The organism is Pseudomonas sp. Pseusp9 (genome assembly GCF_059491265.1).
The window spans coordinates 4,084,382-4,109,508 of sequence record NZ_CP168500.1 but is presented as its reverse complement, the minus strand read 5'-3'; the positions used below and the strand labels follow the sequence as shown (position 1 = coordinate 4,109,508).

The following is a 25,127-nucleotide window of genomic DNA, read 5'->3' as shown; positions in this document are numbered from 1 at the left end:
GGCTGAGATGGCCCCTTCGCGAGCAGGCTCGCTCCCACAATTGATCGCTGGTGGATGCAAATGATGTGCTCACCGCCAATCCACTGTGGGAGATTCTATGTTGCAGGGGAACCCTGTTGCTTTAAATTTGGCTGGTATTCGCTCTGATTTTTCATGAGGGCGAATGCCACCCGACAGAGCTTGCGGGCGAGGATGACCAGAGCCTGAGTTCTGGCCAGGCCTCTTGCCAAGTAAGACTCATAGAGCGGTTTCCAGACGGGAGACCGGCAAGCCGCCATTGCTGCATTGTGCGCAAGACGCCGCAGCTCCCCATCGCCTTTTTTGCTCAAGTGGCGCGGACTGTGCTTCTTTCCTGAGTCCTTCGGCCTCAGGTCCATTCCCAAAAAGGCAATAAACGCATCGGCACTGGCGAATTGACCACGCATAAAAGTGGCTGCCAGACCGGTGGCCGTGAGTTCGCCAATCCCTTCAATCGCTTGACAACGCCTGATGTTTTCGGTGATCCCGGCCTCTTGGCTGGCTTTGCGCAGCAATTTCTGAATAGCCTGATCAGTCTGTTTGAAGTGCTCCAGCTCTTGGGCCAGAAGGTCTTTGAGAAGGGGCTCACTCGACCAACTCAGCATGATGCTAACCCGGGCTTTCATCAGTTCTGCACGTTTGTTGAGGAGGCTTTTCAACACGGTGTAGAGCTTCGGAGGTGGATTCCAGATGCGAAGCCGATCCTGCTCACTGGTCAGGTAACGTGCCAGCAAACGCGCATCACAGGGGTCGGTTTTTGCTCGCTGGCCAATGCTTTCGCGGTAGTGGCTCACCCGATAAGGGTCCACAACGTAAACTCGGTGCCCCATGCCATGGGCCAGTTCAGCGGTATCCAGGTGGTAGAGACTGGTGGCTTCCAAGGCAATCGAGCTTTGCGCCGGCAGGGATTTGAGCCAGCGCCCAATAGCTGTGCGATCGTTGTTGATGAACTGAGTGATTTTCAGATCTTCGCGGTAAACGACGATTTCTGCCTTGGCCACATCGACACCAACCACCGTTGGCGAGGTAAGGATTGTCATGACGAATCCTCGGAGCTAGGGTTTAAGTGCTTGTCGGGGTCTACCGTAGCGCTGGCTTGCCTCTATCGTCGGTATTAACCGATGAATTCCTTATCGGCGCTTTAGGTAGAAAGGGCGGAACGAGAAGTCTCCCACGGTCCGTACTGGCTAGAGTCGGAATCGAGCTTTTAGTCCCGCCCACCCCTTCAAGTCTAAACATACAAGCGAGCCTGCTCGCGAAGGCGATCAGACGAAGACGGTGTGTCGGTTCACACGGTCATTCCTTCACGCTCATGAACTCTTCCGCGAAGCGGATGTATTCCTCCGGTTGCGTGTAGGTGTGCGTCAGCTCGGTCGCGCTCAGGTCCGATGTCTGGGTGAGGATCTGGCGTTGCTCGCGCAGGCTGTCGTAGGTCGCCTTGATCGCGGCGAAGTACGCGCCATGGCCGTCGATGGTGACGCGCACGCCCAGTTCGGCCAGGCGCTTGTCATCGCGTAGCAGCGGGTTGCCGTAGGTCACCAGCATCAGCGGCACGCTCAGGTGCTCGGCGATCTGCTCCAGATGGTCGAAGTCCTTGACGCCCACCATGCAGATCCCGTCTGCCCCGGCGCTCTGGTATTGCCGGGTGCGGCTGATGATTTCCTGCACCGGCAGAATGCCGGCGTGGGTGCGGGCGATGATCGCCATTTCCTTGTCGCAGCGGGCTTCCAGTGCCGCGCGGATCTTGCCGACGCCTTCGGCGACCGTGATCAGGTCGGTGGACTTGCGGCCGAACTGCGCGGGCAGCAGGGTGTCTTCGATGGTCAGCGCGGCGACGCCGGCACGTTCGAGTTCGACGATGGTGCGCATGACGTTGAGCGCGTTGCCGTAACCGTGGTCGGCGTCGGCAATCACCGGCAACTGGGCGACACGGCCGATACGGGTGGCCTGTTCTGCGAACTCGCTGAGGGTGATCAGGGCAAAGTCAGGGGCACCCAGCACTTGCAGCGAGGCGACCGAACCACCAAGGATCCCGACTTCGAAGCCCAGGTCGGCGGCGATACGGGCCGACATCGGGTCGAACACCGAGGCGGTGTGGTAGCAGGTGTCGGAGGCGAGCAATTGGCGAAAATTGCGGCGCAAATCTTGATGGGAAAGCCTGGACATATGAGTTCCACCAATGGAATGGAAAGGCTTGAGCAAAAGTGTCAACGCCGAAGAGATAAAAGGCTATCACGCGCGCCGGGGGAGAATGATGACGAATTTGCTGGGTTGGGCAGATTGACTTCGCAACGATGGACCTGATAGATCACGCCGCCTCGGTCTGTTGCCGCAGGTCAGGCAGCGGCACGGCGCGCACCGAGTCACCGGGTTGCAGCTGCAAGCGCTTGGCGGTCAGGCGATCGACCACCAGGCTGTTGCCCACCTGTCGGGCCGGGGCGCAGGTAATGCGGCAGTTTTCCAGGCGGCGATTGTGGATCAGCCAGGTGGGCGCTTTATCGTCCGGTGAGCCGATGACCAAGGACAGTGGTTGGCTGTCACGCACGGTACGGATCCCGCAAACCGGGGCTTCAATGACCGGTCCGCCGTCGAAGATATCGATATGGCCCTTGTGGGCAAACCCTTCGGCGCTGAGGATTTTCAGGGCCGGCCCGGTATTGGGGTGGGCCTTGCCGATCACCGCCTGAGCCTGTTCGGTGAGCAGGCAGGTGTACAGCGGCTGGCGCGGCATCAGTTCGGCGATGAACGATTTGTTACCCAGCCCGGACAAGTGATCGGCATGGCTGAAATCCATCTTGAAAAAGTGCCGGCCGAGGCTGTCCCAGAACGGTGAGCCACCTCGTTCGTCGGCACTTCCGCGTAATTCGGCGATGAGCCGGTTGCCGAACAGCTGGGTAAATTCGGCCACAAACAACAAACGCCCGAGCGACAGCAGACGACCGTTGCTTCCCCGGCGTTGATCGGGGCGCAGGTACAATGAGCAGACTTCCGATTGCCCGGTCAATTCATTGCTCAGGAACAGGGTCGGGATCTGGCGCTGGATACCCAGGTCCGCGCAAGCACTGACCGTCAGTCCGACCCGGTAGTTGTACCAGGGCTCGCGCAGGCCGACCCCACCCTTCAGGGCGCTGACGCCCACCACTTGCTGCTCGTCGTCCTCGAGCACGAACAGATAATCGGCATCGGCCCGATCGACCTGCCCGGCGAAAGTGCGTTGGGCCCAGCGGATCCGATAGGCCAGGCGCTCTTCGTCGGCCGGCAGGCTGGTAAGCCCCGGAACTGCCTGACGCACCAGTGTGAGCAGGGCGGGCAGGTCGGTGATCTGGACCGGACGGACAATCATGCGGCTGTTCCTTGTTCGCGTGTGCTCGGGCGTTGGCGTTGGCCCTGGTGGGTATTCACAGGGCGATCAGCCTGATCGGGCTGCCCACGCTCACCTTCAGCGCGCTACACATGGCAGCGTCCAGCGTCACGGGTTGACCGGCGATGTAGTCAAGATCGGCAACGATGGCCCGATAATCCTGCAAGGACTCGTTGCTCACCAGAAAACGGCCACGGGCATCGATCACCGGGCCAGGCAGCGTGATACCGCACTGGCTGTGGGCGATGGAGCGAATGCCCGACGTGCGCGCAAAAAGCGTGGGGCCGCCATCGAACAGATCGATGTAGCTGTTGGTTTCGAAACCTTCACGCTGGAGGATATCGAAGGCTTCCTGGCCATCGGGATGGATGCTGCCGATGCAGTCCTGCGCCGCCTGGGGCAGCATGGGCACATAAATCGGATAGTGCGGCATCAGTTCAGCAAGAAAGGTGCGGTTCTGCAGGCCGCAAAGCCGTTCGGCCTCGACGTAGGGCAAGTCGAAGAAGTGCTTGCCCACGGCATCCCAAAATGGCGATTGGCCTTCATTACTGCTGTAGCCGACGATCTCGGTGATCACCGTTTCGGAAAAACGCCGGGCGTGGGCGGCGATGAACAACAGGCGCGCCCGCGACAGCAGTTCGGAGTGCGCGGTGCGTACCAGCGTGGCATCGATATGGAAGCCCCGCAGCAAGGTGTGGCCACTGAGGTCGTGACACAACGACAGGGCCGGTACGCCGTGCTCGATGTTCAGCTCCCTGGAGGCACTGGTGAAGTGCCGGTTGCGCAGGCTGTAGAACGGCTCGCTGTACCCCGCCGTGGCGAGGACTTCCGAACAGCCGACCAGGTGTTGCGTGGTCAGGTCTTCGAGGACGAAAAAATAGTTTTCCGGGCCATGACCCTCGATGTCTTTCTCGAACGAGGCACAGGAATCAAGGATTTTTCCGCGCAACCGTTCGCTATCGTCGGGCAGGGATGAGACGCCCACGAGGCTTTCACGAGCCAGCTTCTGCAACCGGGGCAGGTCGGCTAACTCGACTGGACGCAAGACCAGCATGGAGACACTCCTGTATCAAACGATTCGGCGGCTTGAGCCGAACCTGACTATCACTGTCGGTTTTTCCACACATCAAATCGGAGGTCGTCTGAACGTAGTCAGGCGCCACTGTTTTTCTTGTCAGGTGTTTCTTGGGAGGGACCGTTTTAAACGAGGATCGGGCGGTTTGACCGGATGCGATGCCTGGCCGGGCGCGTTGATCGGGTGTTCGGGAAAGGGTATCCGGGCTCCTGCTGGATGAGTGTGGTTCATGTTTTAACAGTCCGTTGAAAAGAGTATTTAATTATCGCGTACTGGCTGTCTAGTTAATTTTCGCAAGGTCTGGCCGTGCCCGAAAAAGGGGCAAAATGCCTATACCAAGGGACTACAGCGATCTCGTAAAGTCTTGTAGGTGATCGCCTTTATTGCAGTCAGCCATCACAGAAAACCTGGCAGGAAATGACTGAACGAATCCGTTTCATGCAGGAATATTAAACACCCCCAAGGCGTGCTTTCTTGCGGCACAATTGCGCAATGGCGCTCACCTGACGCCGTTCCCATCCCTGGAGTGATTGCCGGTGCAGGCAACCCGTTTAACCCTGATTTGTCACGCTCGAACCGTCGCCCAGAAACTGGCGCGATTTCCATTGGACGAGCCTCTGGAGATGGATTGGCACGCGCTCAGGCTGTCCCGTTGCAATCAGTTCAAGGGTGCTGCGCGCCTTGTCTGCGGCCCGGAATTGCGCACCCGGCAAACCGCTGAACTGTTCGGCAGTGCGCCGCAGATTGTCGAGGCGTTGAAGGACTGCGATTTCGGACGCTGGGGCGGTGAGCGCATCGGCGACCTGCAAAAAAACGATCCGCAGGCGCTCGGGCATTGGCTGGGGGATCCGGCTTCGGCACCCCACGGTGGCGAGTCGCTGGTGCAACTGGGCGAGCGGGTGGGTGCGTGGTTGACAGCGTTGCAGTCGACACCAGGGCACATCGTTGCCATTACCCACCCCTTTGTCATCCGCGCCGCGCTGACGCAGGTATTGCAGGGTGGATCGTCCAGCCTGATCGACGTCGAACCCCTGTCGGCGCTCGAATTGAGATTCCATGGCCGCTGGCGGCTGCGCTTGCCGGGCACCGATGCCGAGGACCTGACGTGATGAAAAAACTCCTGGTCATCGGCATCGGTGCCGGCAATCCCGACTACATCACGATGCAAGCGGTGAAGGCGCTGAACCGGGTCGATGTTTTTTTTCTCATGGACAAAGGCCAGAGCAAAGACAAACTCATCGATCTGCGGCGCGAAATCTGCGAACGCTACATCACCGACCCCGATTACCGTTTTGTCGAAGCCCGCAGCCCCGAGCGCGAGCGCGGTGAGGTGGACTACAGGACCAGTGTCGACGACTTGAACCTGACCAGGCAGCAGACCTTCGAACGGCTGATCAATGAAGAAGTGCCCGACGGCCAGTGTGGCGGCTTTCTGGTGTGGGGCGACCCGGCGTTGTACGACAGCACCATTCGTATTCTGCAGGCGATCCAGGCTTCAGGCGCCTGCGCGTTCGAGTTCGAGGTAATCCCCGGTATTACCAGCGTCCAGGCGTTGGCGGCGCAGCACAAGGTGCCTCTCAACCAGATTGGCCGCTCCGTTGAAATCACCACAGGCCGGCGCCTGGCGGCAGGGCAGGTGAGCGATGCCGACAGCCTGGTGGTGATGCTCGATGCTCAGGATGCTTACCGTCAGGTGGTGGATCAGGACACCGAGATTTACTGGGGGGCTTATCTGGGGACGCCGGATGAAATCCTGATCAGCGGCAAGCTCAAGGATGTGGCGGATGAAATCGAACGGGTGCGCAAGGCGGCGCGGCTGGCCAATGGCTGGATCATGGATACCTATCTGCTGCGAAAACCCTGAGCGGTAAGGTGACCGGGCTGACCTCTTCGCGAGCAGGCTCGCTCCCACAGGGAATTGCATTTCAAATGTGGGAGCGAGCCTGCTCGCGAAGGGGCCCTCGAGAACTCCTCAAAAAGCAGCATTGCCCCCACGCCCAAACCGCTCCCGATACACCGACGGCGGCACGCCAACCACCGTGCGAAACGCCACCCGGAAGCTTTCCACCGAGCGATAACCACAACGTTCGGCAATCTGCTCGGTGTTCTGGTCGCTGCTTTCCAGCAGTTCGCGGGCGCGGCCCAGGCGTTCGTGCTGCAACCAGGTTTTCGGTGACTGCCCACTGGCTTCGCTGAAGCGGCGCAGGAAAGTGCGTTCGCTCATTGCGGCTTCGCTGGCCAGGTCGCGCACCTCCAGCGGTTCGTGCAAACGCTCACGTGCCCATTGCATGACACGGGAAAGATCGCTGCGCGGTGTGGGACTGACAGGCGTCGGAATGAATTGCGCCTGGCCACCGCTGCGTTGCGGCGACATGACCAGGCGCCGGGCCACGGAGTTGGCTACCTGCGTGCCGAAGTCCCGTGCCACCAGATGCAGGCAGGCATCGATGCCTGCCGCGCTGCCGGCGGAGGTGATCAATTGGCCGGAATCGACATACAGCACGTCCGGGTCCACCAGGATGCCGGGAAACCGCTCGGCCAGTTCCGAGGTATAGCGCCAGTGCGTGGTCGCGCCGCGCCCGTCGAGCAACCCGGTGGCGGCCAGGACGAAAACACCGGAGCAGATCGACAGCAACCGCGCCCCCCGCGCGTGGGCCTGGCGCAGGGCGGCGATCAACTGCGCAGGCACTGCGGCGCTGCGGTCGCGCCAGCCGGGAATGATGATGGTGCGGGCATCGGCGAGCAATTCCATGCCGCCATCGGCCAGTACCTGGATGCCGCCCATGGCACGCATCGGGCCTTGATCGACCGCGACGATACGATGTTCGTACCACGGGAAATCGAATTCAGGTCGCGGCAGGCCGAAGATCTCCACAGCAATGCCGAACTCGAACGTGCAGAGGCCGTCGTAGGCCAGAATCGCGACCATTCCAGGGGTAGGGTGCATTTGGCGGAAAGTTCCCGGTGAGTGTCTTGTACGCCACTGTAGCCGCAAGTGACTGGCGGATAAAGTCTCCCCACACCCACCGCTACTTTGGAGTACAGCCCATGACCAGCCTGGTTCGCGAGATTCCCGCCGCCCCATCGGCCATCGCCCTGATGCACTTCAGCAACCGTCTGACGTTCGAAACCGATTGTTCCGACGTCTACGCCAGTCAGCAGAGTGGTGAAGTCGATTTCGTTCTGGTGGATGTTCGTGGCCCGCAGGCGTTCGAACGCGGGCATGTGCCGGGAGCGATCAACATTCCGGGGCGCTTGCTGAGCGCCGAATGCCTGGCGGCTTATCCGAAAAGCAGCCTGTTCGTGGTCTATTGCGCCGGGCCCCATTGCAACGGTGCCAACAAGGCTGCAGTGAAACTGGCGGCCCTGGGTTATCCGGTCAAGGAGATGATCGGCGGCGTCACCGGATGGCTGGATGAAGGGTTTGAGTTGAGTGTCGAGGTGCCGCGGCCGGCGAATGCTGCGATCGGTTGCGAATGCTGATCTTCAACTGCCATTGATCAGTGTGGCTTGGAGGCCGCCCACCACTCATCCAGTGTTGCCTGCAACCACGTCAACACGTCGGCGTAGGCAGCACCGTCCTGCGGCCCTCGTGGCAACGGCGACTCATCGCCAAAATGCGCATTGAGCATGGCCACCGACTCGGCGTTCCACTCCGGATGAAACTGCAACCCCAGCCGCGTCGGCCCGGCGCGGTACATCTGTTGTACGCATTGCGCGCTGCTGGCCAGCAGTTGCGCGGCAGGCGGCAGGTCGATGGCGTCTTCGTGCCACTCCAGTACCTTCAGTGTTTGCCCATCGATAAAGCTCACCGTGGTCCATCCGGTTTCGCTTCGCTCCATCCGCCGTACGTTCCCGCCCAGACTCAACGCCAGCAACTGAGCCCCCAGGCATATGGCGAATACGGCTGCACCCAGATCCAGACGGCCTTTGAGCCATTGCCGTTCGGCCTCCAGCCAGGCCGGACCGGCGTTGGATTCGTAAGGCCCGCCCAACAGGATCACCGGATCGGCGCTGACGGGCGGCAACTGACCGAGGTCGGCGCGAAACACCTTCAGCGTCAACCCCCGGGACTCGGCCCAAAGGGCGATGGCACCCGGACCTTCGGCGGGGTGGTGCTGGATCAGGTTCAACGTGGGCATCGCGCTACTCTCGAGGGGACGCAAAGGGGGCATTTTTGCATCGTCATTGCGCGTTCACCTCAATGCTTCCCTCGTTGCGCCACTTTTCTATAAATATTTGTCGCCTTGGCGTAATTTACCCTCCTGTAGCCGCTCTAGACTGCCGGCCACTTCGGTTCCCGCCCACAAGGCGATGACCGAACGCTGCCAATCGAAGCTGCCAATAAAAGCCTCCGCACACAGGAGTTATAAATGAAGAAGCTAATGATGTTCGGTGCCCTGGCACTGTCGATGTTGTCCCTGACCGCCGTGGCTGAAGACGCCAAGCCGATCCGCATCGGCATCGAAGCCGGCTACCCGCCATTCTCGATGAAAACCCCTGACGGCAAACTCACCGGTTTCGACGTGGACATCGGCGACGCCCTGTGCGAGCAGATGAAAGTGAAGTGCACCTGGGTCGAACAAGAGTTCGACGGCCTGATCCCTGCGCTGAAGGTCAAGAAAATCGACGCCATCCTGTCGTCCATGACCATCACTGACGACCGCAAGAAGAACGTCGATTTCACCATCAAGTACTACCACACCCCGGCGCGCTTCGTGATGAAGGAAGGCACCGACATCAAGGACCCGCTGACCGAGCTCAAGGGCAAGAAAGTCGGCGTGCTGCGCGCCAGTACCCACGACCGCTTCGCCACGGAAGTGCTGGTGCCTGCCGGCATCGAGCTGGTGCGTTACGGCTCGCAACAGGAAGCCAACCTGGACATGGTCTCCGGCCGCATCGACGCGCTGCTGGCCGACTCGGTCAACCTGGACGACGGTTTCCTGAAAACCGACGCCGGTAAAGGTTTTGCTTTCGTCGGCCCTGAGTACAACGATCCGAAATACTTCGGTGGCGGCGCGGGTATTGCCGTGCGCAAGGGTGACAAGGAGCTGGCGGACAAATTCAACACCGCCATCACCGAAGTCCGCGCCAACGGCAAGTACAAGCAAGTGCAGGACAAGTACTTCAAGTTTGACGTTTACGGCGAGTAAGCGAGCAGGCTGAAAAAATGGCAACCGTTGGCGCGGTTGCCATTTTTTTTGTGCAATCATTTTCAGCGTAGAGAGACCTGTGGGAGCGAGCCTGCTCGCGAAGGCGTCGGCACATTGAATATTCACGTTGCCTGACACGGCGCTTTCGCGAGCAGGCTCGCTCCCACAGGTGCTCTCACCGCAAAGACACTCAGGAGTTCCCCACATGCAACGCATCGACCACCCGCTTCCCTGGAGCCACCTGGGCACAGAGCGCACCCTCAGCGTGTTCCGTTATGGTTCCGGCCCACGCAAGGTCTACATCCAGGCCAGCCTGCACGCCGACGAACTGCCGGGCATGCGCACGGCCTGGGAGTTGAAGAAACGCCTGACCGAACTTGAACGACAGGGACGGTTGAACGGTGTGATCGAACTGGTGCCGGTGGCCAATCCCATTGGCCTCGATCAGCACCTGCAAGGCAGCCACATGGGGCGTTTCGAGCTGGGCAGCGGCAAGAACTTCAACCGCTCGTTCGTCGAACTCAGTGCACCGGTGGCCGAGTTGATCGGTGATCGCCTCGGCAGCGATGCCCAGGCCAACATCGTGCTGATTCGCCAGACCATGGGCCAGGTCCTTGACGACTTGCCGGCAGCGACATCGCAGCTCGAAGCGATGCACCGCCTGTTGCTGCGCCATGCCTGCGACGCCGATATCACCCTCGACCTGCATTGCGATTTCGACGCTGCGATTCATATCTACGCCTTGCCGCAGCACTGGCCACAATGGCGATCCCTGGCGGCGCGCTTGAAGGCCGGCGTGGCGTTGTTGTGCGAAGACTCCGGTGGCAGCTCGTTCGATGAATCCTGTTCTTCGCCATGGTTGCGTCTGGCCAGGGCGTTCCCGACGGCGGCGATTCCACCGGCCAACCTGGCGACCACGCTGGAGCTGGGCAGCATGGGTGACACCCGCGTCGATCAGGCCCAGGCCAATTGCGAGGCGATTCTCGGGTTCCTCGCCGAGCAGGGTTTGATCTCCGGCACTTGGCCGGCGGCACCGGCCGAATGCTGTGAAGGCATGCCGTTCGAAGGCACCCAATACCTGTTCGCACCGCACCACGGCGTGGTCAGTTTCCTGCGTGAAGCCGGGGAATGGGTGGAGAAGGGCGATGCGCTGTTCGAGGTGGTCGATCCGTTGAATGACAAGGTCACTACAGTGCGGGCGGGTACCAGCGGTGTGTTGTTTGCCATTGACCGTGGGCGCTATACCCAGCCGGGCACCTGGCAGGCGAAAGTTGCCGGGCGCGAGCCGATTCGGGTGGGGAAGTTGATCAACGACTGATCCGGGGGTTTGGCCTGACAGCTTGTGTTTTTTTTGTTGGTGTACATATCCGTTGCTTCGGTAACGGCCACTTAGGGTTTCGCCCTTGCGGCGACTTACTTTTTTAACAAGCGCCTTAAAAAAGTAAGCAAAAAAGCGCTCGCCCCGAACGTCCGGCCCCTCGCCAGGGCTCGGGGTTCCTTCGCTCCGGCATTCATCCGCTCAGCCTCCCGAGGGGGCGGGTGGATCAAGATCAAGAGCGGCAGGCGAGCTAACGCTCGGCCCTGTAGGAGCGAGCCTGCTCGCGAAGACGGCATCAGCTACGCCTGAGATGTTCCTGCCAGGTTCACAGTGTTAGGCTCTTGCGCGAATCCTGCATTCCGTGAAGGAAGACCCATGTTGAAGATTCTCGCGTTGCTCACGCTGTTGGCATCCACTGCCGTCCACGCCCAAACCCCGCTGCAAACCGACTTGCCGCTCAAGTACCTGGAGCAGGCCAGTGTCGATTCGAACCATCAACCCTTGGTGATTTTCCTCCACGGTTACGGCAGTAACGAGCAGGACCTGTTCGGCATCAAGGATGACTTGCCCGCGTCCTACACCTACCTGTCGGTGCGGGCACCCTTGGTGATGGAGGCGGGCAGTTATCAGTGGTTTCGCAAGAAGGGCGAAGGGGCCTACAACGGGGAGACCGATGATCTGAAGTCCAGCGGCCAGGTGCTGCTGGATTTTGTCGCACAGGCCGTGAAGAAATATCACACCGAAGCCGAGAAAGTGTTCCTGGTCGGCTTCAGCCAGGGTGCGATCATGTCCTACGAAGTGGGGCTGCGGCATCCCGAGGCGCTGGGCGGGATTGCTGCGTTGAGCGGGCGGGTCCTGCCGGTGCTCAAGGCCGAGCTCAAGCCGGATGAGAAGCGCCAGTCGCTGGCGATTTTCATCGGCCATGGCGAGCAGGACAAACGCCTTCCCTACAGTGACGGCACCGAAGCCAACAGCCTGTTGCAGAGCGTGTCACTCGAACCCGAGTTTCACGGCTACCCAGGTGTTGGCCATAACATCAGCGCCGACGAGATACAGGATTTGAGCGCCTGGTTGCAGCGCCTGAACCCCTGAGCCCTATTTTCCGCTGACGATCTGTTTGATCAACGTTTCGTGGGCTGCCATGTCGCCAGGACGGGAGATCACCTGGATCACCGTCATGCGCGTGCCGGATGCCGCCATCAGCGTGGTGGTGAGGGTCATGCCGCCGCCCTGTGTGGCGGTGCCGTCGACCTGGCGCAGGCCCAGTCCGGTTTTGCGGGTCAGGGATTTCTCGCTGAGCTTGTTGTAGTCGGGCAGGGATTTGCGTTGCGCCGAATCGAAGTCGGCCACGGTGCTGTCGAGAAACTGGCCGTCATTGTCCTTGACGTCGATACCTTTGGGCAGGTCGTTTTCAGCGGCGATAACCACGGTCTTGGTCGTCGCGTTGCTGTACAGGGTGCCTGTCGCTCCGTCCGGGCTGGCGGGCAGCGGGCTGGCGAGGAAACCCTTGGGCAGGTTGAAAGTGAACTTGCCGCCGAGCATCGAGACTTGTTGGGCGGGCGCGTTATCGCTGGAAGGCGCCTTGGCGGCCTGCGCATTCAAAGCCCCCAGGCCGGTAGCAGCGGCCAGCAGCAGGACAAGGGCTTTTTTACTCAACAATGACATCGGAATCTCCAGGGATGGGCGCGCGGTGGGGCGCGATCATCCCACGGAGGATGTGATGCATTCCAGTGTGCGCTAACGGGCGGTCGCTTTCTTCCTACGCCTGGTTTTGCGGGAACAGGTTGCGACGGGTTTCTTCGTCGAATTCGGCCTTGAGCACCAGTTTCTCTTTCAGGCCGTGGGCGCGCAGAGCGGCCGGTCGGGCGCTGATTTCAGCGTACAGGCGCTGGACGTTCGGGTACGCCGCCAGACCGTTCTCGCCGAGGATGTAGGGCGCGTAGTTGGCCCAGCCCCACAGGGCCATGTCGGCGATGCTGTAGGTGTCGCCAGCCAGGTACTGATGCTTGGCCAGGCGCTCGTCGAGGATGCGATAGTGGCGTTCGACTTCCTTGAAGTAGCGGTTTTTCGCGTAAGGCAGATCTTCCGGTGCGTGGTGCAGGAAGTGCACCGACTGGCCGGAGAACGGCGACAGACCGGTACCGATGAACATCAACCACGAGAGCATTTCGGCCTGGCCGGCAGCGGATGCCGGCAGGTAGCGCTGATGTTTCTGCGCCAGGTGCAGCAGGATCGCCTGGGAGTCGAACACGCTGGCATCGCCATCAACCAGTGCGGGTACCTTGGCGTTCGGGTTGATCGCCAAAAAGGCAGGCTGGTGTTGCTCGCCCTTGAAGGTGTCGACGCCGATCAATTCGTAGGGCGTTTGCAGCTCTTCGAGCAGCAGGGCAACTTTCATCGGGTTCGGCGAAGGGTGGAAAAAGAATTTCATGGTGTAGGCCTCAGTCGGGTAGGGGTTGGAACTGAGGTTGATGTTGAAGCAAACCTGTTCGAATGACGTGCAGGGTTGTTGTTTCAGTCGTTCGAAACTATCGAACGTGTTTGGGTACTTTGACGGTTCTTTCAGCGTCCGTCGTTGGGCCGGCCGGCCGCGCCAGCAAGCGTTTGGTCACGCCCAGCATGGCCACCGACACCGCGATGCCCAGGCCAAAAGCGTTCATTCCCATCGTCGGCAGCGCCAGCGCCAACACCAGGCAGAAGGCGGCGAACGAGTACATGCCGGTGGCGGTGGCGCGCAACAATGCGGCGGTAAAGGCCGGGCCTCGGGTTTGCTGGGAGAACACCGCCATCACGCTGCCCAATACCGGGAACACTGCCAGCAGGCCGCTCCAGCGGTCGCCCACGGTGCTGGCCAGCAGCGTCACGACCAGCGTGAGCACTGCACCGGCCACCATGCGCAGCAAGAGCTTGTCGGATTTCGGCGCCGGGCCACTGAGCACCGGTTGCACGGTGGGGAACAGGTACGGTGCGGCGAGCAGCGCGGTGGCGGCGGCGCACACCGAAAACACCAGGGATGCCGGGATCAGCGACAGCACGATTGCCACCGCCGCCCAGACCGACAGCGAGACCAGCAACGCCAGCGGCCATCCGGCCCGTTGTGCGACCTGAGCGTAGGTCACGCAAAACGCGATCATCGCGAACATCGCCGACAGCGCAGCGGTGGCCGATTGCGCAGCGAACGCCTGGCCTTGTTCAAGGGCGAGGAACAGCAGAATCGGCCCGACCACCACCGGCAACCCCGACAACCAGCCGGCCACGCTCGGCCCCCAGCGTTTGCCGGCCAGGGAAATCAGCAGCAGGAAGCCTGGAATCACCAGCAGTTTGAGAATCAACACGCGCACGTCTCCGACCTGTGTGAGGTGGCAACGGTAACATTGCGTCGGATAGATTGCTGTATCTGTGTGCGATTTTTGTATACAAAAAATCAGACCCCTTGAAAATTGTACGAAAGGGGTTTTTGCGCATACGTCTTATCCGGGCATCCACAATGAGGCCAACCCGCCATGAACCGTCAACGATCGCTGCTGCGCCATGGCCTGTGGCTGCTTGTATTGCTGAGCTGTCAGGCACTGGCCAATTGGCAGGAGTCGCTGCCGGGTGCGCAAGTCCTCGGCAGTGGCGAGTTTCGCAAGTACGGCTTCGATGTCTACAGCGCGCGGCTCTGGAGTACGTCGCGGCCCTTGGCGAACGATCAGCCGTTCGCCCTGGAGTTGATCTACCAGCGCAGCATTGCCCGTGATGACCTGGTGAACGCCAGCGTCAGGGAAATCAAGCGGCTCGCCGGTGCCGCGATCAGTGACGAGCAACTGGCATCCTGGCAGGCGCAGATGCAACAGTCGTTCGTCGATGTGCAGGCCGGCACGCGGCTGACCGGTGTCTATCTGCCAGGGCAGGGCGCGCGGTTTTTTCTCGGCCAGCAGTTGTTGCGTGAAGTGACGGACCTGCAATTCGCCCAGGCATTTTTTGCCATCTGGCTCGATCCGCGTACCAGCAACCCCGAACTGCGCCAGCAGTTGTTGGGTGTGGCGCGTTGAATGGGTTGATTCTGCGGTTTTTGGGGTGATGGTTCGGGCCTCTTCGCGAGCAGGCTCGCTCCCACAGTTAATCCTCAGTGGACACAAGACCCTGTGGGAGCGAGCCTGCTCGCGAAGAACGATAACGCGGTCTACCTGATAAAAACGCAGGCAAAAAAGAACCCGGTGCAACTTGCGTCACACCGGGTGTTTTTCCAGGCGGCGACGGTTCTTCGTGGGTCCCCGTGCCGTCTGTTGAACGCTGTTGGCTTACGCCCGCTCGAGCGCCAGCGCCACGCCCTGACCACCACCGATACACAGGGTGGCGAGGCCTTTTTTGGCGTCACGCTTGAGCATTTCATGCAGCAGCGTCACCAGCACGCGGCAACCCGAGGCACCGATCGGGTGACCCAGGGCGATGGCGCCGCCGTTGACGTTGACCTTGTTCAAGTCCCATTCCAGGTCCTTGGCCACGGCCAGGGATTGTGCGGCGAAGGCTTCGTTGGCTTCGACCAGATCAAGCTGGTCGATGGACCAGCCTGCCTTGTCCAGGCAACGGCGAGTGGCCGATACCGGGCCGATGCCCATGATCGCCGGATCGACACCCGCATTGGCGTAGGCGGCGATTTTCGCCAGTACCGGCAGGCCAAGGGCCTTGGCTTTGTCGGCGCTCATCAGGATCACGGCGGCGGCACCGTCGTTCAGCGACGAAGCATTGCCGGCGGTCACCGAACCATCTTTCTTGAAGGCCGGCTTGAGCTTGCCCAGGGAGTCGGCCGTGGTGCCGGCCCGTGGTTGCTCGTCGGTGGCGAAGGACAGCGGATCGCCCTTGCGCTGCGGGATCAGGATCGGTGTGATTTCGTCAACGAAACGCCCGGCTTCGATGGCGGCCACGGCTTTCTGCTGCGAGGCGGCGGCGAACGCGTCCTGCTGCTCTCGGCTCAGGCTGTATTTCTCGGCCAGGTTTTCGGCAGTGATGCCCATGTGGTAATCGTTGAACGCATCCCACAGGCCGTCGCTGATCATGGTGTCGACGATTTGCGCGTGGCCCATGCGCAGGCCGGTGCGCGCACCTGGCATGACGTAGTTGGCCAGGCTCATGTTTTCCTGGCCACCGGCGATGATCACTTCGGCATCGCCGCAGCGAATCGCCTGGGCACCCAGGTGCAGGGCCTTGAGACCGGAGCCGCAGACCTTGTTCAGGGTCATCGCCGGCACGGCGAAGGGCAGGCCGGCCTTGATGGCTGCCTGGCGCGCAGGGTTCTGCCCGGCGCCGGCGGTCAGCACCTGGCCCATGATCACTTCATCGACTTGCGCCGGGTCCAGGCCGGTCTGGGCCAGCAGCTGGCGGATCACTGCCGCGCCCAGGTCGACAGCGGAGACATTGGCCAGGGAACCCTGGAAGCTGCCGATCGCGGTGCGCGTGGCGGCAACAATGACGACTTCTTGCATGGAATGATTCCTCACTGGTCTGCGAACTGCATTTCCGGTACGTGGTCCGGGACGATCAGTTTACCAGCGGTTTTGGCGACGATTTCTTCGACGCTGACGCCAGGTGCGCGTTCCTTGAGGACAAATGCGCCATTTTCGATTTCCAGGTAAGCCAGGTCAGTCAGTACGCGCTTGATGCACCCGGCGCCGGTCAGCGGCAGGCTGCATTGGGACAGCAGCTTGGATTCACCGTCCTTGGACGCGTGGGTCATGATGACGATGATGTTGTCGGCGCCGGCCACCAGGTCCATCGCGCCGCCCATGCCCTTGACCAGTTTGCCGGGGATCATCCACGAAGCGATGTTGCCTTGTACGTCCACTTCAAAGGCGCCCAGCACGGTCAGGTCGACATGACCGCCGCGGATCATCGCGAAGGACTCGGCGGAGGAGAAAATCGACGCGCCGGTACGTGCGGTCACGGTTTGCTTGCCGGCGTTGATCATGTCGGCATCGATGGTTTCTTCAGTCGGAAAGGGGCCCATGCCCAGCAGGCCGTTTTCCGACTGCAGCATGACTTCCATGCCTTCGGGGATGTAGTTGGCGACCAGGGTCGGAATGCCGATGCCCAGGTTCACGTAGAAGCCGTCCTGCATTTCGCGGGCGACGCGTTGAGCCATTTGTTCGCGGGAAAGTGCCATTGTTTTTATTCCTTCATTCGGTCCGGGGGCAGGGGATCACTTACGCACGGTGCGCTGTTCGATGCGCTTCTCGAACGTGCCGCAGATGATCCGGTCGACGTAGATGCCAGGGGTGTGGATCTGTGCCGGGTCCAGCTCGCCGGGTTCGACGATTTCTTCGACTTCGACCACGGTGATCTTGCCGGCGGTGGCGGCCAGCGGGTTGAAGTTCTGGGCGGTGTGGCGATAGATCACGTTACCGAAATGGTCGGCTTTCCAGCCTTTGACGATGGCGAAGTCGCCGGTGATGGACTCTTCCATCAGGTACTTGCGGCCATGGAATTCGCGCACTTCCTTGCCTTCGGCAACCGGGGTGCCGACGCCGGTGGCGGTGAAGAAGGCCGGGATGCCGGCACCGCCTGCGCGCATTTTTTCGGCGAGGGTGCCTTGCGGGGTCAGGATGACTTCGATTTCGCCCTTGAGCAGTTGCTCTTCGAACAGCTTGTTTTCGCCGACGTAGGACGCCACAACCTTGCTGATCTGACGGTCGGTCAGCAGTACGCCCAGGCCGAAACCGTCGACGCCGCAGTTGTTGGAGACCACCGTGAGGTCGCGAGTGCCCTTGCGCTTGATCTCGTTGATCAGGTTCTCCGGGATGCCGCACAGGCCGAAGCCGCCAGCGATCACGGTCATGCCGTCTTCAAGACCTGCCAGAGCTTCCTCATAGGAACTCACGCGCTTGTCGAAACCTGCCATATGCACCTCTTTTATTCTTTGTGGGCGGCTGGCTAGCCGAATGGGGTTGAGTGTCGCGCTGGTTGATTCATTTGTTAAGTTGATTTTTAAGGTTGATTGATAGATAAAACTCACCAATAAGCCCTGTAGGAGCGAGCCTGCTCGCGATGGCGATTTCATTACTGGAGCAATTCTCACATGACAGTCAAGCAGATCCGCGCCTTCCTGGCCGTGGCCCAGAGCCTGAGTTTCGCCGTGGCCTGCGAGCGCCTGCACCTGTCGCAGTCGGCCCTGAGCCTGACCATCAAGGCGCTGGAGGAGGGCCTGGGCGGGCGGCTGTTCACCCGCAACACACGTAACGTGGCGCTGACCGCCGAAGGCGAATCCCTGGTGCCATTGGCGCGCCGTCTCATCGCCGACTGGGACAATGCCGAGGACGAGATGCGCCAGCGCTTCACCCTGCAACGCGGCCGTGTGACCCTGGCGGCGATGCCTTCGTTTGCCGGCAACCTGCTGCCGCCGATCCTCAAGACCTTCCGCGCGCGCTATCCGAACGTCAACGTCACGGTCAACGATGTGATCAACGAGCAGGTGCTGGAAATGGTCCGGGATCGGCAGGTGGAACTGGGGGTGGCGTTCGAGCCGACCATGAGTTCGTCGCTGCAATTCACGCCGTTGTACATCGACCGTTTCGTCGCGGTGGTGCCCCTGGACTCGGCGCTGGCCGGGCTGGATGACATCGATTGGCAGACCCTGCTCAAGGAGCCGTTCATCACCTTGCAGCGACCTTCCACCGTGCGGGTAATGCTGGAAGAGCACCTGCAGGCCCGTGGCATGAAGCTGCCGGTGGAGTTTGAAAGCCATCAACTGGCGACGGTCGGGCGCATGGTCGCCAGTGGCCTGGGCGTAAGCGCGGTGCCGGCCTTGTGTGCCGGGCAGATGCGTGAGCTGGGCGCGCGTTGCATCACATTGCGTGACCCGGTCGTGGAGCGGGCGCTTGGGGTGCTGACGTTGCCGGGGGGAGAGCTGTCGGCGGCGGCGCAGGCGATGTTTGATGTGCTGAAAGCGGAAAATTTCAATCATCAACTTTCATGAACAGATCACAATCCACTGTGGGAGCGAGCCTGCTCGCGAAGGCGGTGTGTCTGTTGACATGGATGCTGAATGTGTCGGCCTCTTCGCGAGCAGGCTCGCTCCCACAGTGATTGGGTCACATCAGCTGTTAAGTCGCTGTGCCAGTAGCGGCAAAAGCCGCTCGCACGACCCCTCGATCTTCAAATCCAGCATCTCATCCGCCCGGGTCTTGCCCAGGTTGATCGCAATCAACGGCTTGCCCTGATCCACCACCGCCCGGCACAGGCGAAATGCCGAATAGGCCATCAGCGATGAGCCGATCACCAGCAATCCTGCCGCCTGTTCGACGGCGGCCATCGCCCTGGCCGCCGTGGCCTGCGCGACGTTCTCGCCAAAAAACACCACATCCGGCTTCATCCGTTCCCCGGCGCAATGCGGGCAGTGCGGGACCTGGAAGCGTGCCTCGAAAGCCGGGTCGAGCAAGGTGTCGCCGTCCGGCGCCTGTACTGCGTCGACGCCGGCCAGATACGGGTTTTGCGCTTCCATCAATTGCTGGATCGAATCGCGCTCGCTGCGCCGGCCGCAATCGAGGCACAACACCCGGTGCAAACTGCCGTGGAGTTCGATCACGTCATGGCTGCCGGCCTGGTCGTGCAGGGTATCGACGTTCTGCGTGATCAACCCGCTGATCTGTCGTGTGCCTTGCAGGCTGGCCAGGGTGTCGTGGGCCACGTTCGGCTGCGCCTGACGCACCCGTGGCCAGCCGAGCATCGCCCGCGCCCAATAACGTCGCCGGGATTGCGGTGCAGAGAGAAACTCCTGGTACATCATCGGCTGCCGGCCCCGTCGCACGCCCTGGTTGTCGCGATAATCCGGAATGCCCGAGGGCGTGCTGATGCCAGCCCCGGTCAGGACCGCGAACGGCGCGTCGGCCATGAGCTGATGGAGGCGATCGAGCTGTTCGTGGATCAGGCTATCGAGCATGCCGGGAAACCTGTAGGAGCGAGCCTGCTCGCGATGGTCGTCAACGATAACACTGTAAGCCTGAAACCCCGCGGCGTGATTGCGTTCATCGCGAGCAGGCTCGCTCCTACACCTACAGGGGATTATTTACGCGCCTCCAGAATCAGGTTGAACGGCGTTTCGGTGGCCCGGCGAAAGCGCGTGAAACCAGCCTCTGTAAATACCTTGCGCAACCGCGCCTCACCGGCCTGGGCGCCGAGGCCGAGGCCGACTTCCTGGGACAGCGAGTTCGGTGTGCAAATAAACGTCGAGGCAGCATAGAACAGGCGTCCGACCGGGTTGACGTTGTCGTCGAGCGAGTCGTTGGCGTAGGGCTCGACCAGCAGCACCGTGCCGTCGTCTTTCAACGACTCATAGGCATGCCTGGCCGCACCCACCGGGTCACCCATGTCGTGCAGGCAGTCGAAGTAGCAGATCAGGTCGTAGTCGCTGCCGGGGTAGCTTTTGGCCGTGCCCTGGAAGAACCGGGCCCGACCGGACACACCGCCTTCTTCGGCCCTTTGGGTGGCGACGGTAATGGAGGGCGCGTGGTAGTCGAAGCCGACGAAGCGCGAATCCGCAAACGCCTGGGCCATGATCACCGTCGAGGCACCATGACCGCAGCCGATGTCCGCCACTTTGGCCCCGGCTTCCAGTTTGGCCACCACGCCGTCGAGGGCCGGCAACCATTCGGCGACCAAATGGGCTTTGTAGCCTGGGCGGAAGAAGCGTTCGGTGCCGCTGAACATGCACGGATGGTGTTCTCCCCAAGACAGGGCGCCGTTGCCACGCATGGCGTTGACCAGCTTGTCCTTGTCGTGGAAAAACGACGCGACGACACCGATGCCCCCGGCGATATAGACCGGTGAGTCTTCGATGGCCAGGGCCAGGGCTTGCTCTTCGGGCAGGCGGAACTGGCCGTCGTGGTGTTCCATGTAGCCGGAGGCGGCATGGGCGCTGAGCCATTCGCGCAGCAGGCGGGTGTTGCAGCCGGTTTTCCCGGCAAGGGTTTCGGGAGTGATGGGCTGGCTGTCGGCCATCGCCCGGTACAGGCCGAGCTCTTCGCCGAGGATGACGTTGGCGAGCATGGCCGCGCCGCCCATGTCATTCACCAGTTTGCCCATGAAGTCGTTGAGTCTGGCCTCGTCCATCACGTGTGCTCCTTCTGCAGGATCATGGTCCAGGGGCATTGTCTGGCGGGGCATTCGCCACTGGGCGGTGGTCGTGGGGATGTGCAGGACGCTGAGCCGGTCCTGTGTGCATTAAGTTTAGTTTGCAGCCCTGGCAGCGCGGCGTTGAGCGACGAAAGCTACCTGTCCCCCTGTGGGAGCGAGCCTGCTCGCGATAGCGGTGTGTCAGGCGAAGTTTTTTGACTGAAAAAACGCCATCGCGAGCAGGCTCGCTCCCACAGAGGGCTGATGTATCCCACTGTATCCAACCCGTCTTTCGATACAGTCCCGCGCAACTTCAGGCCCCTGCCGAACACAGTCCCGATACAAACCTGCGATGAACTGTGAAGGCCGTTTTGGCGCCGTTGATCCGTGGTGGCCAAGACGCTTTCCCTGGCCGTCGCAACCGGCGGTCGCACGCTCCTGACTCTGTTCCGCGCCTGATGCGGTCAAGGGGATTTCCATGACAACACTTGTGTCTCAACCTGATTCCGATGTCACACCCGTGGATCGCCTGCGGGTCGATCACTACACCCATGGCATCATCGGCCCAAGCCAGCCGATGCTCGGGCCATTGGCCGACGGCGGCACGCTGATCACCGGTACACCGCCGGGCTGTTGGGGGCCAATGATCACGCCAGCCTTCGAGGGCGGGCATGAAGTGACGCAACCGGTGGCGATCGCCGGGGCGCAAATCGGTGATGCGGTGGCCATCAAGATCAAAAGCATGCGCGTGACGTCGCTGGCGACTTCGTCCGGGGTCATGAGCTTTGTCGAGGGGCGGTACAACGGCGATCCGTTCGTCTCGAAATTCTGCTCCACCTGTGGCACCGATCATCCGGCCAGCCATGTCGCAGGCATCGGCGCCGAGGCCATTCGCTGTAACCACTGTGGTACCGAGGTCAGCGCGTTTCGGTTCAGCCACGGTTATGTGATTGTGTTCGATGCGCAGAACCAGGTCAGCCTGACGGTCAATCAGGACATCGCCAATCGTCTGGCGGGTAAGGCTTCAGAAATGTCGGCACTGCCGGAGTTCGCTGCCCAGCATTCGATCCTGTCCCTGGCCCGTGCCGACATCCCCGGCGTTGCGGCTCACATGCGGCCGTTTCTCGGCAACATCGGCACGTTGCCATCGCGGGACTTGCCCGACTCCCACAACTGCGCCGACTTCGGCCAGTACCTGATCAATGCACCGCACCGTTTCGGCATGACCCGCGAAGAACTGCACGCGGCGAAAACCGACGGCCACATGGACACCAACTCGATCCGCGAAGGCTGCGTGCTGATTTGCCCGGTGAAAGTTCCCGGTGCCGGGGTGTACATGGGGGACATGCATGCCCAGCAGGGCAACGGCGAAATCGCCGGACACGCCACCGATTGCTCCGGGGAAACCGAAGTGGTGGTGGAAGTGGTGAAAAACCTGACCCTGGAAGGGCCGATCCTGTTGCAAAACCTGGATGACTTGCCGCCGATGGCGCGGCCAATGAACGCCGGACAAAGGGCAAAAGTCCGTGAGCTGGGTGAGCGTTGGGGCCAGCACGAGATCGAACAGAGCGGGCCGATCACCTTCATCGGCAGCGGCGAAAACCTCAATCTGGCGGTGGAAAACGGCCTGCAACGCGCCGCTTCCGTCACCGGCCTGCCTTATGACGAAGTCCTCAACCGCGCCACCATCACCGGCTCGATCGACATCAGTCGCCTGCCGGGCACCGTGCGTGTGACGTTCCTGTGCCCGATGGCGGTGCTCGATCGCATGGGCATCGGCCATCTGGTGCGTGAGAAATACGATCTGGCCTGACAGCCAATGGCGGGTCTGTACCACAGTGTGTATGAGGTTGCCGGCGATACAGACACTGGCATTTTCCGGCACAAGTGGACACAGGCCCGATACACCCCTTCGATTAACTGTGTCTGACGGCGAGCATCCAATCGGTGCTCGCACCCCGGACACCGTTCGAGATCGACATCATGCAGACATCCATTCCCCCCGTAGCCAAGGCCAGCGCAGGGCTTGGCCTGCGCCGCGGTTTACTCAAAGACCTCCAGGCGGCACCAACAGGCGATTTCGACTTTCTGGAAGTCGCCCCGGAAAACTGGATCGGCATCGGCGGCGCTCACGGCGCGGCATTGCGGGCCCTGGCCGAGCGCTATCCGTTGTCCTGTCACGGCCTGTCCCTGTCCCTGGGCGGGCCGTCGCCGCTGGACGTCGGGTTCCTGCAGGAAGTCCGGGTTTTTCTCGATCACTACAACGTGCCGCTGTACAGCGAGCATTTGAGCTATTGCAGCGATGACGGTCACCTGTACGACCTGTTGCCGTTGCCCTTCACCGAAGAAGCGGTGCACCACGTCGCCGCGCGGATTCGTCAGGCCCAGGACATCCTGGGTCGGCGTCTGGCGGTGGAGAACGTTTCCTATTATGCCGCTCCCCAACAGGACATGGACGAGGTGACATTCACCAATGCGGTGCTGCGTGAGGCCGATTGCGACCTGTTGCTGGACGTCAACAATGTCTACGTCAATTCGATCAACCACGGTTTCGATCCCCAGGCGTTTCTCGCCGGCATCGATTCCGGTCGGGTGGTGGCCATGCACATTGCCGGGCATTTCGACGAGTCCGATACCTTGAAGATCGACACCCATGGCGCCTCGGTCAAACCGGCGGTGTGGTCGTTGCTGGCCCAGGCGTATGCCCGGTTCGGTGCGCAACCGACCTTGTTGGAGCGCGATTTCAATTTTCCGGCATTCGCCGAGCTGGTGGCGGAATTGCAGACCATTCGCCGCTTGCAACAGGAGGGGGTGAACCGTGGATAAGTCGGGTCTCTTGCATCAACAAACCACCATGGGCCTGTACCTGCGCGACCCTGAACACAACGCGCCACCCACCGGTATGGATCCGGCGCGGGCGCAGGTTTACCGCGATCTGGTGTTCGCGAATCTGTCTTCGCTGCTCAGTGGCACCTTTCCGGTGTTGGTGAAGATTATCGGCAATGAACGCTGGGGTTCGCTGGTGCGGATTTTTTTGCGGGACTACCGCGCCCGTACGCCGAAGTTTGGTGAAATCGCTGAGGAGTTTGTCGAGTTTCTCGCGAGCGGGCCTGAGGCATTGAGCGATGGGGGGTGGCCGCCGTTCATGGTGGAGCTGGCGCATTACGAGTGGGTGGAAATGGTGTTGCAGCAGTCCGATGCGCAGCCCCTGGCTGGCGGTGATGCGGCGTTGTTGCTGGATCGGCCCTTGCAGGTGTCGCCGCTGGCCTGGCCGTTGGCGTACGCCTGGCCGGTGCAGTTGTTGGGGCCCGATTTTCAGCCGGATGCTTTACCTGATCAGCCGACGTTTTTGCTGGTGCGTCGGGCTGAGGATTGGAGTGTGAGGTTTTCCGGGTTGAGTCCGGTGGCGTGGCGGTTGTTGCAGCGGATTGTGGAGTTTGCGGAGTTGACCGGGGTTGCGCAGTTGCAGGGGTTGGCGGTGGAGGTGGGGCAGGTGGGTTCTGCGGCGTTTTTCGAGGGTGGTTTGGGGTTGTTGCGGCAGATGCATGGGGAGGGGGTTGTTGGGGTTGTTTGACCTTGGCGGCCTTTGGGCCGACCAGGTTCTTGGTTGACCGTGTACATATCCGTTTCTTCGGTAACGGTCACTTATGGTTTCGCCCTGACGGCGACTCACTTTTTTTAACAAGCGCCTCAAAAAAAGTAAGCAAAAAAAGCGCTCGCCCCGAACGTCCGGCCCCTCGCCAGGGCTCGGGGTTCCTTCGCTCCGGTATTCATCCGGGGGCATTGCCCTCCGGTCCGCTTCGCTTGACCTACATGCAATGAGTTCGACTGCGTCGAACGGCGCTGCGCGCCATTCCCCGGATGAACACCTCCGCTCAGCCTGCCGAGGGGGCGGGTGGATCAAGATCAAAAGCTGCAGGCGAGCTAACGCTCGGCCTGTTGAGTGGTGAAGAGCGCCTGTGTACGCCGATCTGCTTTTGCTCTTCTGTGGGAGCGGGCTTGCCCGCGATGGTCGTCAACGATGACGCGGGCTATCTGAATGCCCGCGGTGTCCCGGCGTTTTTAGCGAGCAAGCTCGCTCCTACACGGGGAACGCATTCATTTGTGGTCAGGCCG

At 61.2% G+C, this 25,127-nt stretch carries 25 protein-coding genes; 11 read left to right on the top strand and 14 right to left on the bottom strand.

Annotation, left to right across the window (positions count from 1 at the left end; all coding sequences use genetic code 11):
- Positions 1 to 95: 95 nt before the first annotated feature.
- The 4 genes from ACEN8E_RS18430 to ACEN8E_RS18415 form a co-directional block, all read right to left on the bottom strand.
- Positions 96 to 1,058, bottom strand: a complete 963-nt coding sequence (locus ACEN8E_RS18430; protein WP_495589339.1) for an IS110 family transposase — start codon at positions 1,056 to 1,058, stop codon at positions 96 to 98.
- Positions 1,059 to 1,314: 256 nt separating this feature from the next.
- Positions 1,315 to 2,184, bottom strand: coding sequence for an isocitrate lyase/PEP mutase family protein (locus ACEN8E_RS18425; RefSeq protein ID WP_495589338.1), 870 nt, complete (start codon positions 2,182 to 2,184; stop codon positions 1,315 to 1,317).
- A gap of 142 nt (positions 2,185 to 2,326) precedes the next feature.
- Complete coding sequence (gene astA / locus ACEN8E_RS18420; protein WP_495589337.1) at positions 2,327 to 3,361, bottom strand: arginine N-succinyltransferase; 1,035 nt, start codon at positions 3,359 to 3,361, stop codon at positions 2,327 to 2,329.
- A gap of 55 nt (positions 3,362 to 3,416) precedes the next feature.
- A complete protein-coding gene (locus tag ACEN8E_RS18415) occupies positions 3,417 to 4,433 on the bottom strand; it encodes an arginine N-succinyltransferase (RefSeq protein WP_495589336.1) in 1,017 nt (338 codons plus the stop codon).
- 557 nt (positions 4,434 to 4,990) lie between these two features.
- On the opposite strand from ACEN8E_RS18415, the gene ACEN8E_RS18410 reads away from it, so the two are divergent.
- Both ACEN8E_RS18410 and cobF read left to right on the top strand, forming a co-directional pair.
- Positions 4,991 to 5,563, top strand: a complete 573-nt coding sequence (locus ACEN8E_RS18410) for a histidine phosphatase family protein (RefSeq protein ID WP_495589335.1) — start codon at positions 4,991 to 4,993, stop codon at positions 5,561 to 5,563.
- The gene (gene cobF / locus ACEN8E_RS18405) at positions 5,563 to 6,318 is read left to right on the top strand and encodes a precorrin-6A synthase (deacetylating) (protein WP_495589334.1); all 756 of its coding nucleotides are present in this window, start codon (positions 5,563 to 5,565) and stop codon (positions 6,316 to 6,318) included. Before ACEN8E_RS18410 ends, cobF begins: the two co-directional genes overlap by 1 nt.
- 108 nt (positions 6,319 to 6,426) lie before the next feature.
- On the opposite strand, the gene ftrA is transcribed toward cobF, so the two are convergent.
- Complete coding sequence (gene ftrA, locus ACEN8E_RS18400) at positions 6,427 to 7,401, bottom strand: transcriptional regulator FtrA (RefSeq protein ID WP_495589333.1); 975 nt, start codon at positions 7,399 to 7,401, stop codon at positions 6,427 to 6,429.
- A 101-nt stretch (positions 7,402 to 7,502) separates the two neighbouring features.
- Here ftrA and ACEN8E_RS18395 point away from each other — a divergent pair, with 101 nt between their 5' ends.
- Positions 7,503 to 7,937, top strand: a complete 435-nt coding sequence (locus tag ACEN8E_RS18395; protein WP_495589332.1) for a rhodanese-like domain-containing protein — start codon at positions 7,503 to 7,505, stop codon at positions 7,935 to 7,937.
- 17 nt (positions 7,938 to 7,954) lie between these two features.
- Here the strand turns inward: ACEN8E_RS18395 and ACEN8E_RS18390 are convergent, their stop codons facing one another.
- A complete protein-coding gene (locus ACEN8E_RS18390; RefSeq protein ID WP_495589331.1) occupies positions 7,955 to 8,596 on the bottom strand; it encodes a type 1 glutamine amidotransferase in 642 nt (213 codons plus the stop codon).
- Between the two features lie 231 nt (positions 8,597 to 8,827).
- Here ACEN8E_RS18390 and ACEN8E_RS18385 point away from each other — a divergent pair, with 231 nt between their 5' ends.
- The 3 genes from ACEN8E_RS18385 to ACEN8E_RS18375 all read left to right on the top strand — a co-directional run bounded on the left by ACEN8E_RS18385 (position 8,828) and on the right by ACEN8E_RS18375 (position 12,017).
- Positions 8,828 to 9,607 (top strand): ABC transporter substrate-binding protein, encoded by a 780-nt coding sequence (locus tag ACEN8E_RS18385; protein WP_495589330.1) that lies wholly within the window; start codon positions 8,828 to 8,830, stop codon positions 9,605 to 9,607.
- Between the two features lie 205 nt (positions 9,608 to 9,812).
- The gene (locus ACEN8E_RS18380; protein ID WP_495589329.1) at positions 9,813 to 10,925 is read left to right on the top strand and encodes a succinylglutamate desuccinylase/aspartoacylase family protein; all 1,113 of its coding nucleotides are present in this window, start codon (positions 9,813 to 9,815) and stop codon (positions 10,923 to 10,925) included.
- Between the two features lie 375 nt (positions 10,926 to 11,300).
- Positions 11,301 to 12,017 carry an alpha/beta hydrolase gene (locus ACEN8E_RS18375; RefSeq protein WP_495589328.1) on the top strand — a complete coding sequence of 239 codons (717 nt, stop codon included), beginning with the start codon at positions 11,301 to 11,303 and terminating at the stop codon, positions 12,015 to 12,017.
- A 3-nt stretch (positions 12,018 to 12,020) separates the two neighbouring features.
- Here ACEN8E_RS18375 and ACEN8E_RS18370 read toward each other — a convergent pair whose 3' ends face one another.
- The 3 genes from ACEN8E_RS18370 to ACEN8E_RS18360 all read right to left on the bottom strand — a co-directional run bounded on the left by ACEN8E_RS18370 (position 12,021) and on the right by ACEN8E_RS18360 (position 14,260).
- Complete coding sequence (locus ACEN8E_RS18370) at positions 12,021 to 12,590, bottom strand: DcrB/PsbP domain-containing protein (RefSeq protein WP_495589327.1); 570 nt, start codon at positions 12,588 to 12,590, stop codon at positions 12,021 to 12,023.
- Positions 12,591 to 12,684: 94 nt separating this feature from the next.
- Positions 12,685 to 13,356: a glutathione S-transferase family protein gene (locus ACEN8E_RS18365; RefSeq protein WP_495589326.1), complete on the bottom strand. Its 672-nt coding sequence runs from the start codon at positions 13,354 to 13,356 to the stop codon at positions 12,685 to 12,687.
- Positions 13,357 to 13,453: 97 nt separating this feature from the next.
- Positions 13,454 to 14,260, bottom strand: coding sequence for a hypothetical protein (locus ACEN8E_RS18360; protein ID WP_495593351.1), 807 nt, complete (start codon positions 14,258 to 14,260; stop codon positions 13,454 to 13,456).
- A gap of 168 nt (positions 14,261 to 14,428) precedes the next feature.
- On the opposite strand from ACEN8E_RS18360, the gene ACEN8E_RS18355 reads away from it, so the two are divergent.
- Positions 14,429 to 14,959, top strand: a complete 531-nt coding sequence (locus ACEN8E_RS18355) for a chalcone isomerase family protein (protein ID WP_495589325.1) — start codon at positions 14,429 to 14,431, stop codon at positions 14,957 to 14,959.
- Between the two features lie 249 nt (positions 14,960 to 15,208).
- On the opposite strand, the gene ACEN8E_RS18350 is transcribed toward ACEN8E_RS18355, so the two are convergent.
- From ACEN8E_RS18350 to ACEN8E_RS18340, 3 genes are read right to left on the bottom strand one after another with little or no spacing between them, the layout of a single operon-like run.
- The gene (locus ACEN8E_RS18350; RefSeq protein WP_495589324.1) at positions 15,209 to 16,390 is read right to left on the bottom strand and encodes an acetyl-CoA C-acetyltransferase; all 1,182 of its coding nucleotides are present in this window, start codon (positions 16,388 to 16,390) and stop codon (positions 15,209 to 15,211) included.
- Positions 16,391 to 16,401: 11 nt separating this feature from the next.
- Positions 16,402 to 17,067, bottom strand: coding sequence for a CoA transferase subunit B (locus ACEN8E_RS18345; protein WP_034150337.1), 666 nt, complete (start codon positions 17,065 to 17,067; stop codon positions 16,402 to 16,404).
- Between the two features lie 36 nt (positions 17,068 to 17,103).
- Complete coding sequence (locus tag ACEN8E_RS18340; RefSeq protein ID WP_046816298.1) at positions 17,104 to 17,802, bottom strand: CoA transferase subunit A; 699 nt, start codon at positions 17,800 to 17,802, stop codon at positions 17,104 to 17,106.
- Between the two features lie 177 nt (positions 17,803 to 17,979).
- On the opposite strand from ACEN8E_RS18340, the gene ACEN8E_RS18335 reads away from it, so the two are divergent.
- Positions 17,980 to 18,876, top strand: coding sequence for a LysR family transcriptional regulator (locus ACEN8E_RS18335; RefSeq protein WP_495589323.1), 897 nt, complete (start codon positions 17,980 to 17,982; stop codon positions 18,874 to 18,876).
- Positions 18,877 to 18,996: 120 nt separating this feature from the next.
- Here the strand turns inward: ACEN8E_RS18335 and ACEN8E_RS18330 are convergent, their stop codons facing one another.
- Together ACEN8E_RS18330 and ACEN8E_RS18325 are read right to left on the bottom strand one after the other, a co-directional pair.
- Complete coding sequence (locus ACEN8E_RS18330) at positions 18,997 to 19,839, bottom strand: NAD-dependent protein deacetylase (RefSeq protein WP_495589322.1); 843 nt, start codon at positions 19,837 to 19,839, stop codon at positions 18,997 to 18,999.
- Positions 19,840 to 19,961: 122 nt separating this feature from the next.
- Complete coding sequence (locus tag ACEN8E_RS18325) at positions 19,962 to 21,008, bottom strand: class I SAM-dependent methyltransferase (protein WP_495589321.1); 1,047 nt, start codon at positions 21,006 to 21,008, stop codon at positions 19,962 to 19,964.
- A 481-nt stretch (positions 21,009 to 21,489) separates the two neighbouring features.
- Here ACEN8E_RS18325 and ACEN8E_RS18320 point away from each other — a divergent pair, with 481 nt between their 5' ends.
- The 3 genes from ACEN8E_RS18320 (at position 21,490) to ACEN8E_RS18310 (ending at position 24,585) form a co-directional block, all read left to right on the top strand.
- A complete protein-coding gene (locus tag ACEN8E_RS18320; protein WP_495589320.1) occupies positions 21,490 to 22,824 on the top strand; it encodes an acetamidase/formamidase family protein in 1,335 nt (444 codons plus the stop codon).
- A 170-nt stretch (positions 22,825 to 22,994) separates the two neighbouring features.
- Entirely contained in the window at positions 22,995 to 23,837 is an 843-nt protein-coding gene (locus ACEN8E_RS18315; protein WP_495589319.1) for an HvfB family MNIO-type RiPP peptide maturase, read from the top strand.
- Positions 23,830 to 24,585: an HvfC family RiPP maturation protein gene (locus tag ACEN8E_RS18310; RefSeq protein ID WP_495589318.1), complete on the top strand. Its 756-nt coding sequence runs from the start codon at positions 23,830 to 23,832 to the stop codon at positions 24,583 to 24,585. Before ACEN8E_RS18315 ends, ACEN8E_RS18310 begins: the two co-directional genes overlap by 8 nt.
- Positions 24,586 to 25,127 lie beyond the last annotated feature (542 nt).

Bases quoted from the DNA above. Each gene is read 5' to 3' on its own strand.
- ACEN8E_RS18430 (WP_495589339.1), bottom strand. From the start codon at position 1,058: ATGACAATCCTTACCTCGCCAACGGTGGTTGGTGTCGATGTGGCCAAG.
- ACEN8E_RS18425 (WP_495589338.1), bottom strand. From the start codon at position 2,184: ATGTCCAGGCTTTCCCATCAAGATTTGCGCCGCAATTTTCGCCAATTG.
- astA (WP_495589337.1), bottom strand. From the start codon at position 3,361: ATGATTGTCCGTCCGGTCCAGATCACCGACCTGCCCGCCCTGCTCACA.
- ACEN8E_RS18415 (WP_495589336.1), bottom strand. From the start codon at position 4,433: ATGCTGGTCTTGCGTCCAGTCGAGTTAGCCGACCTGCCCCGGTTGCAG.
- cobF (WP_495589334.1), top strand. From the start codon at position 5,563: ATGAAAAAACTCCTGGTCATCGGCATCGGTGCCGGCAATCCCGACTAC.
- ftrA (WP_495589333.1), bottom strand. From the start codon at position 7,401: ATGCACCCTACCCCTGGAATGGTCGCGATTCTGGCCTACGACGGCCTC.
- ACEN8E_RS18395 (WP_495589332.1), top strand. From the start codon at position 7,503: ATGACCAGCCTGGTTCGCGAGATTCCCGCCGCCCCATCGGCCATCGCC.
- ACEN8E_RS18390 (WP_495589331.1), bottom strand. From the start codon at position 8,596: ATGCCCACGTTGAACCTGATCCAGCACCACCCCGCCGAAGGTCCGGGT.
- ACEN8E_RS18385 (WP_495589330.1), top strand. From the start codon at position 8,828: ATGAAGAAGCTAATGATGTTCGGTGCCCTGGCACTGTCGATGTTGTCC.
- ACEN8E_RS18380 (WP_495589329.1), top strand. From the start codon at position 9,813: ATGCAACGCATCGACCACCCGCTTCCCTGGAGCCACCTGGGCACAGAG.
- ACEN8E_RS18375 (WP_495589328.1), top strand. From the start codon at position 11,301: ATGTTGAAGATTCTCGCGTTGCTCACGCTGTTGGCATCCACTGCCGTC.
- ACEN8E_RS18370 (WP_495589327.1), bottom strand. From the start codon at position 12,590: ATGTCATTGTTGAGTAAAAAAGCCCTTGTCCTGCTGCTGGCCGCTGCT.
- ACEN8E_RS18365 (WP_495589326.1), bottom strand. From the start codon at position 13,356: ATGAAATTCTTTTTCCACCCTTCGCCGAACCCGATGAAAGTTGCCCTG.
- ACEN8E_RS18355 (WP_495589325.1), top strand. From the start codon at position 14,429: ATGAACCGTCAACGATCGCTGCTGCGCCATGGCCTGTGGCTGCTTGTA.
- ACEN8E_RS18350 (WP_495589324.1), bottom strand. From the start codon at position 16,390: ATGCAAGAAGTCGTCATTGTTGCCGCCACGCGCACCGCGATCGGCAGC.
- ACEN8E_RS18345 (WP_034150337.1), bottom strand. From the start codon at position 17,067: ATGGCACTTTCCCGCGAACAAATGGCTCAACGCGTCGCCCGCGAAATG.
- ACEN8E_RS18340 (WP_046816298.1), bottom strand. From the start codon at position 17,802: ATGGCAGGTTTCGACAAGCGCGTGAGTTCCTATGAGGAAGCTCTGGCA.
- ACEN8E_RS18335 (WP_495589323.1), top strand. From the start codon at position 17,980: ATGACAGTCAAGCAGATCCGCGCCTTCCTGGCCGTGGCCCAGAGCCTG.
- ACEN8E_RS18330 (WP_495589322.1), bottom strand. From the start codon at position 19,839: ATGCTCGATAGCCTGATCCACGAACAGCTCGATCGCCTCCATCAGCTC.
- ACEN8E_RS18325 (WP_495589321.1), bottom strand. From the start codon at position 21,008: ATGGACGAGGCCAGACTCAACGACTTCATGGGCAAACTGGTGAATGAC.
- ACEN8E_RS18320 (WP_495589320.1), top strand. From the start codon at position 21,490: ATGACAACACTTGTGTCTCAACCTGATTCCGATGTCACACCCGTGGAT.
- ACEN8E_RS18315 (WP_495589319.1), top strand. From the start codon at position 22,995: ATGCAGACATCCATTCCCCCCGTAGCCAAGGCCAGCGCAGGGCTTGGC.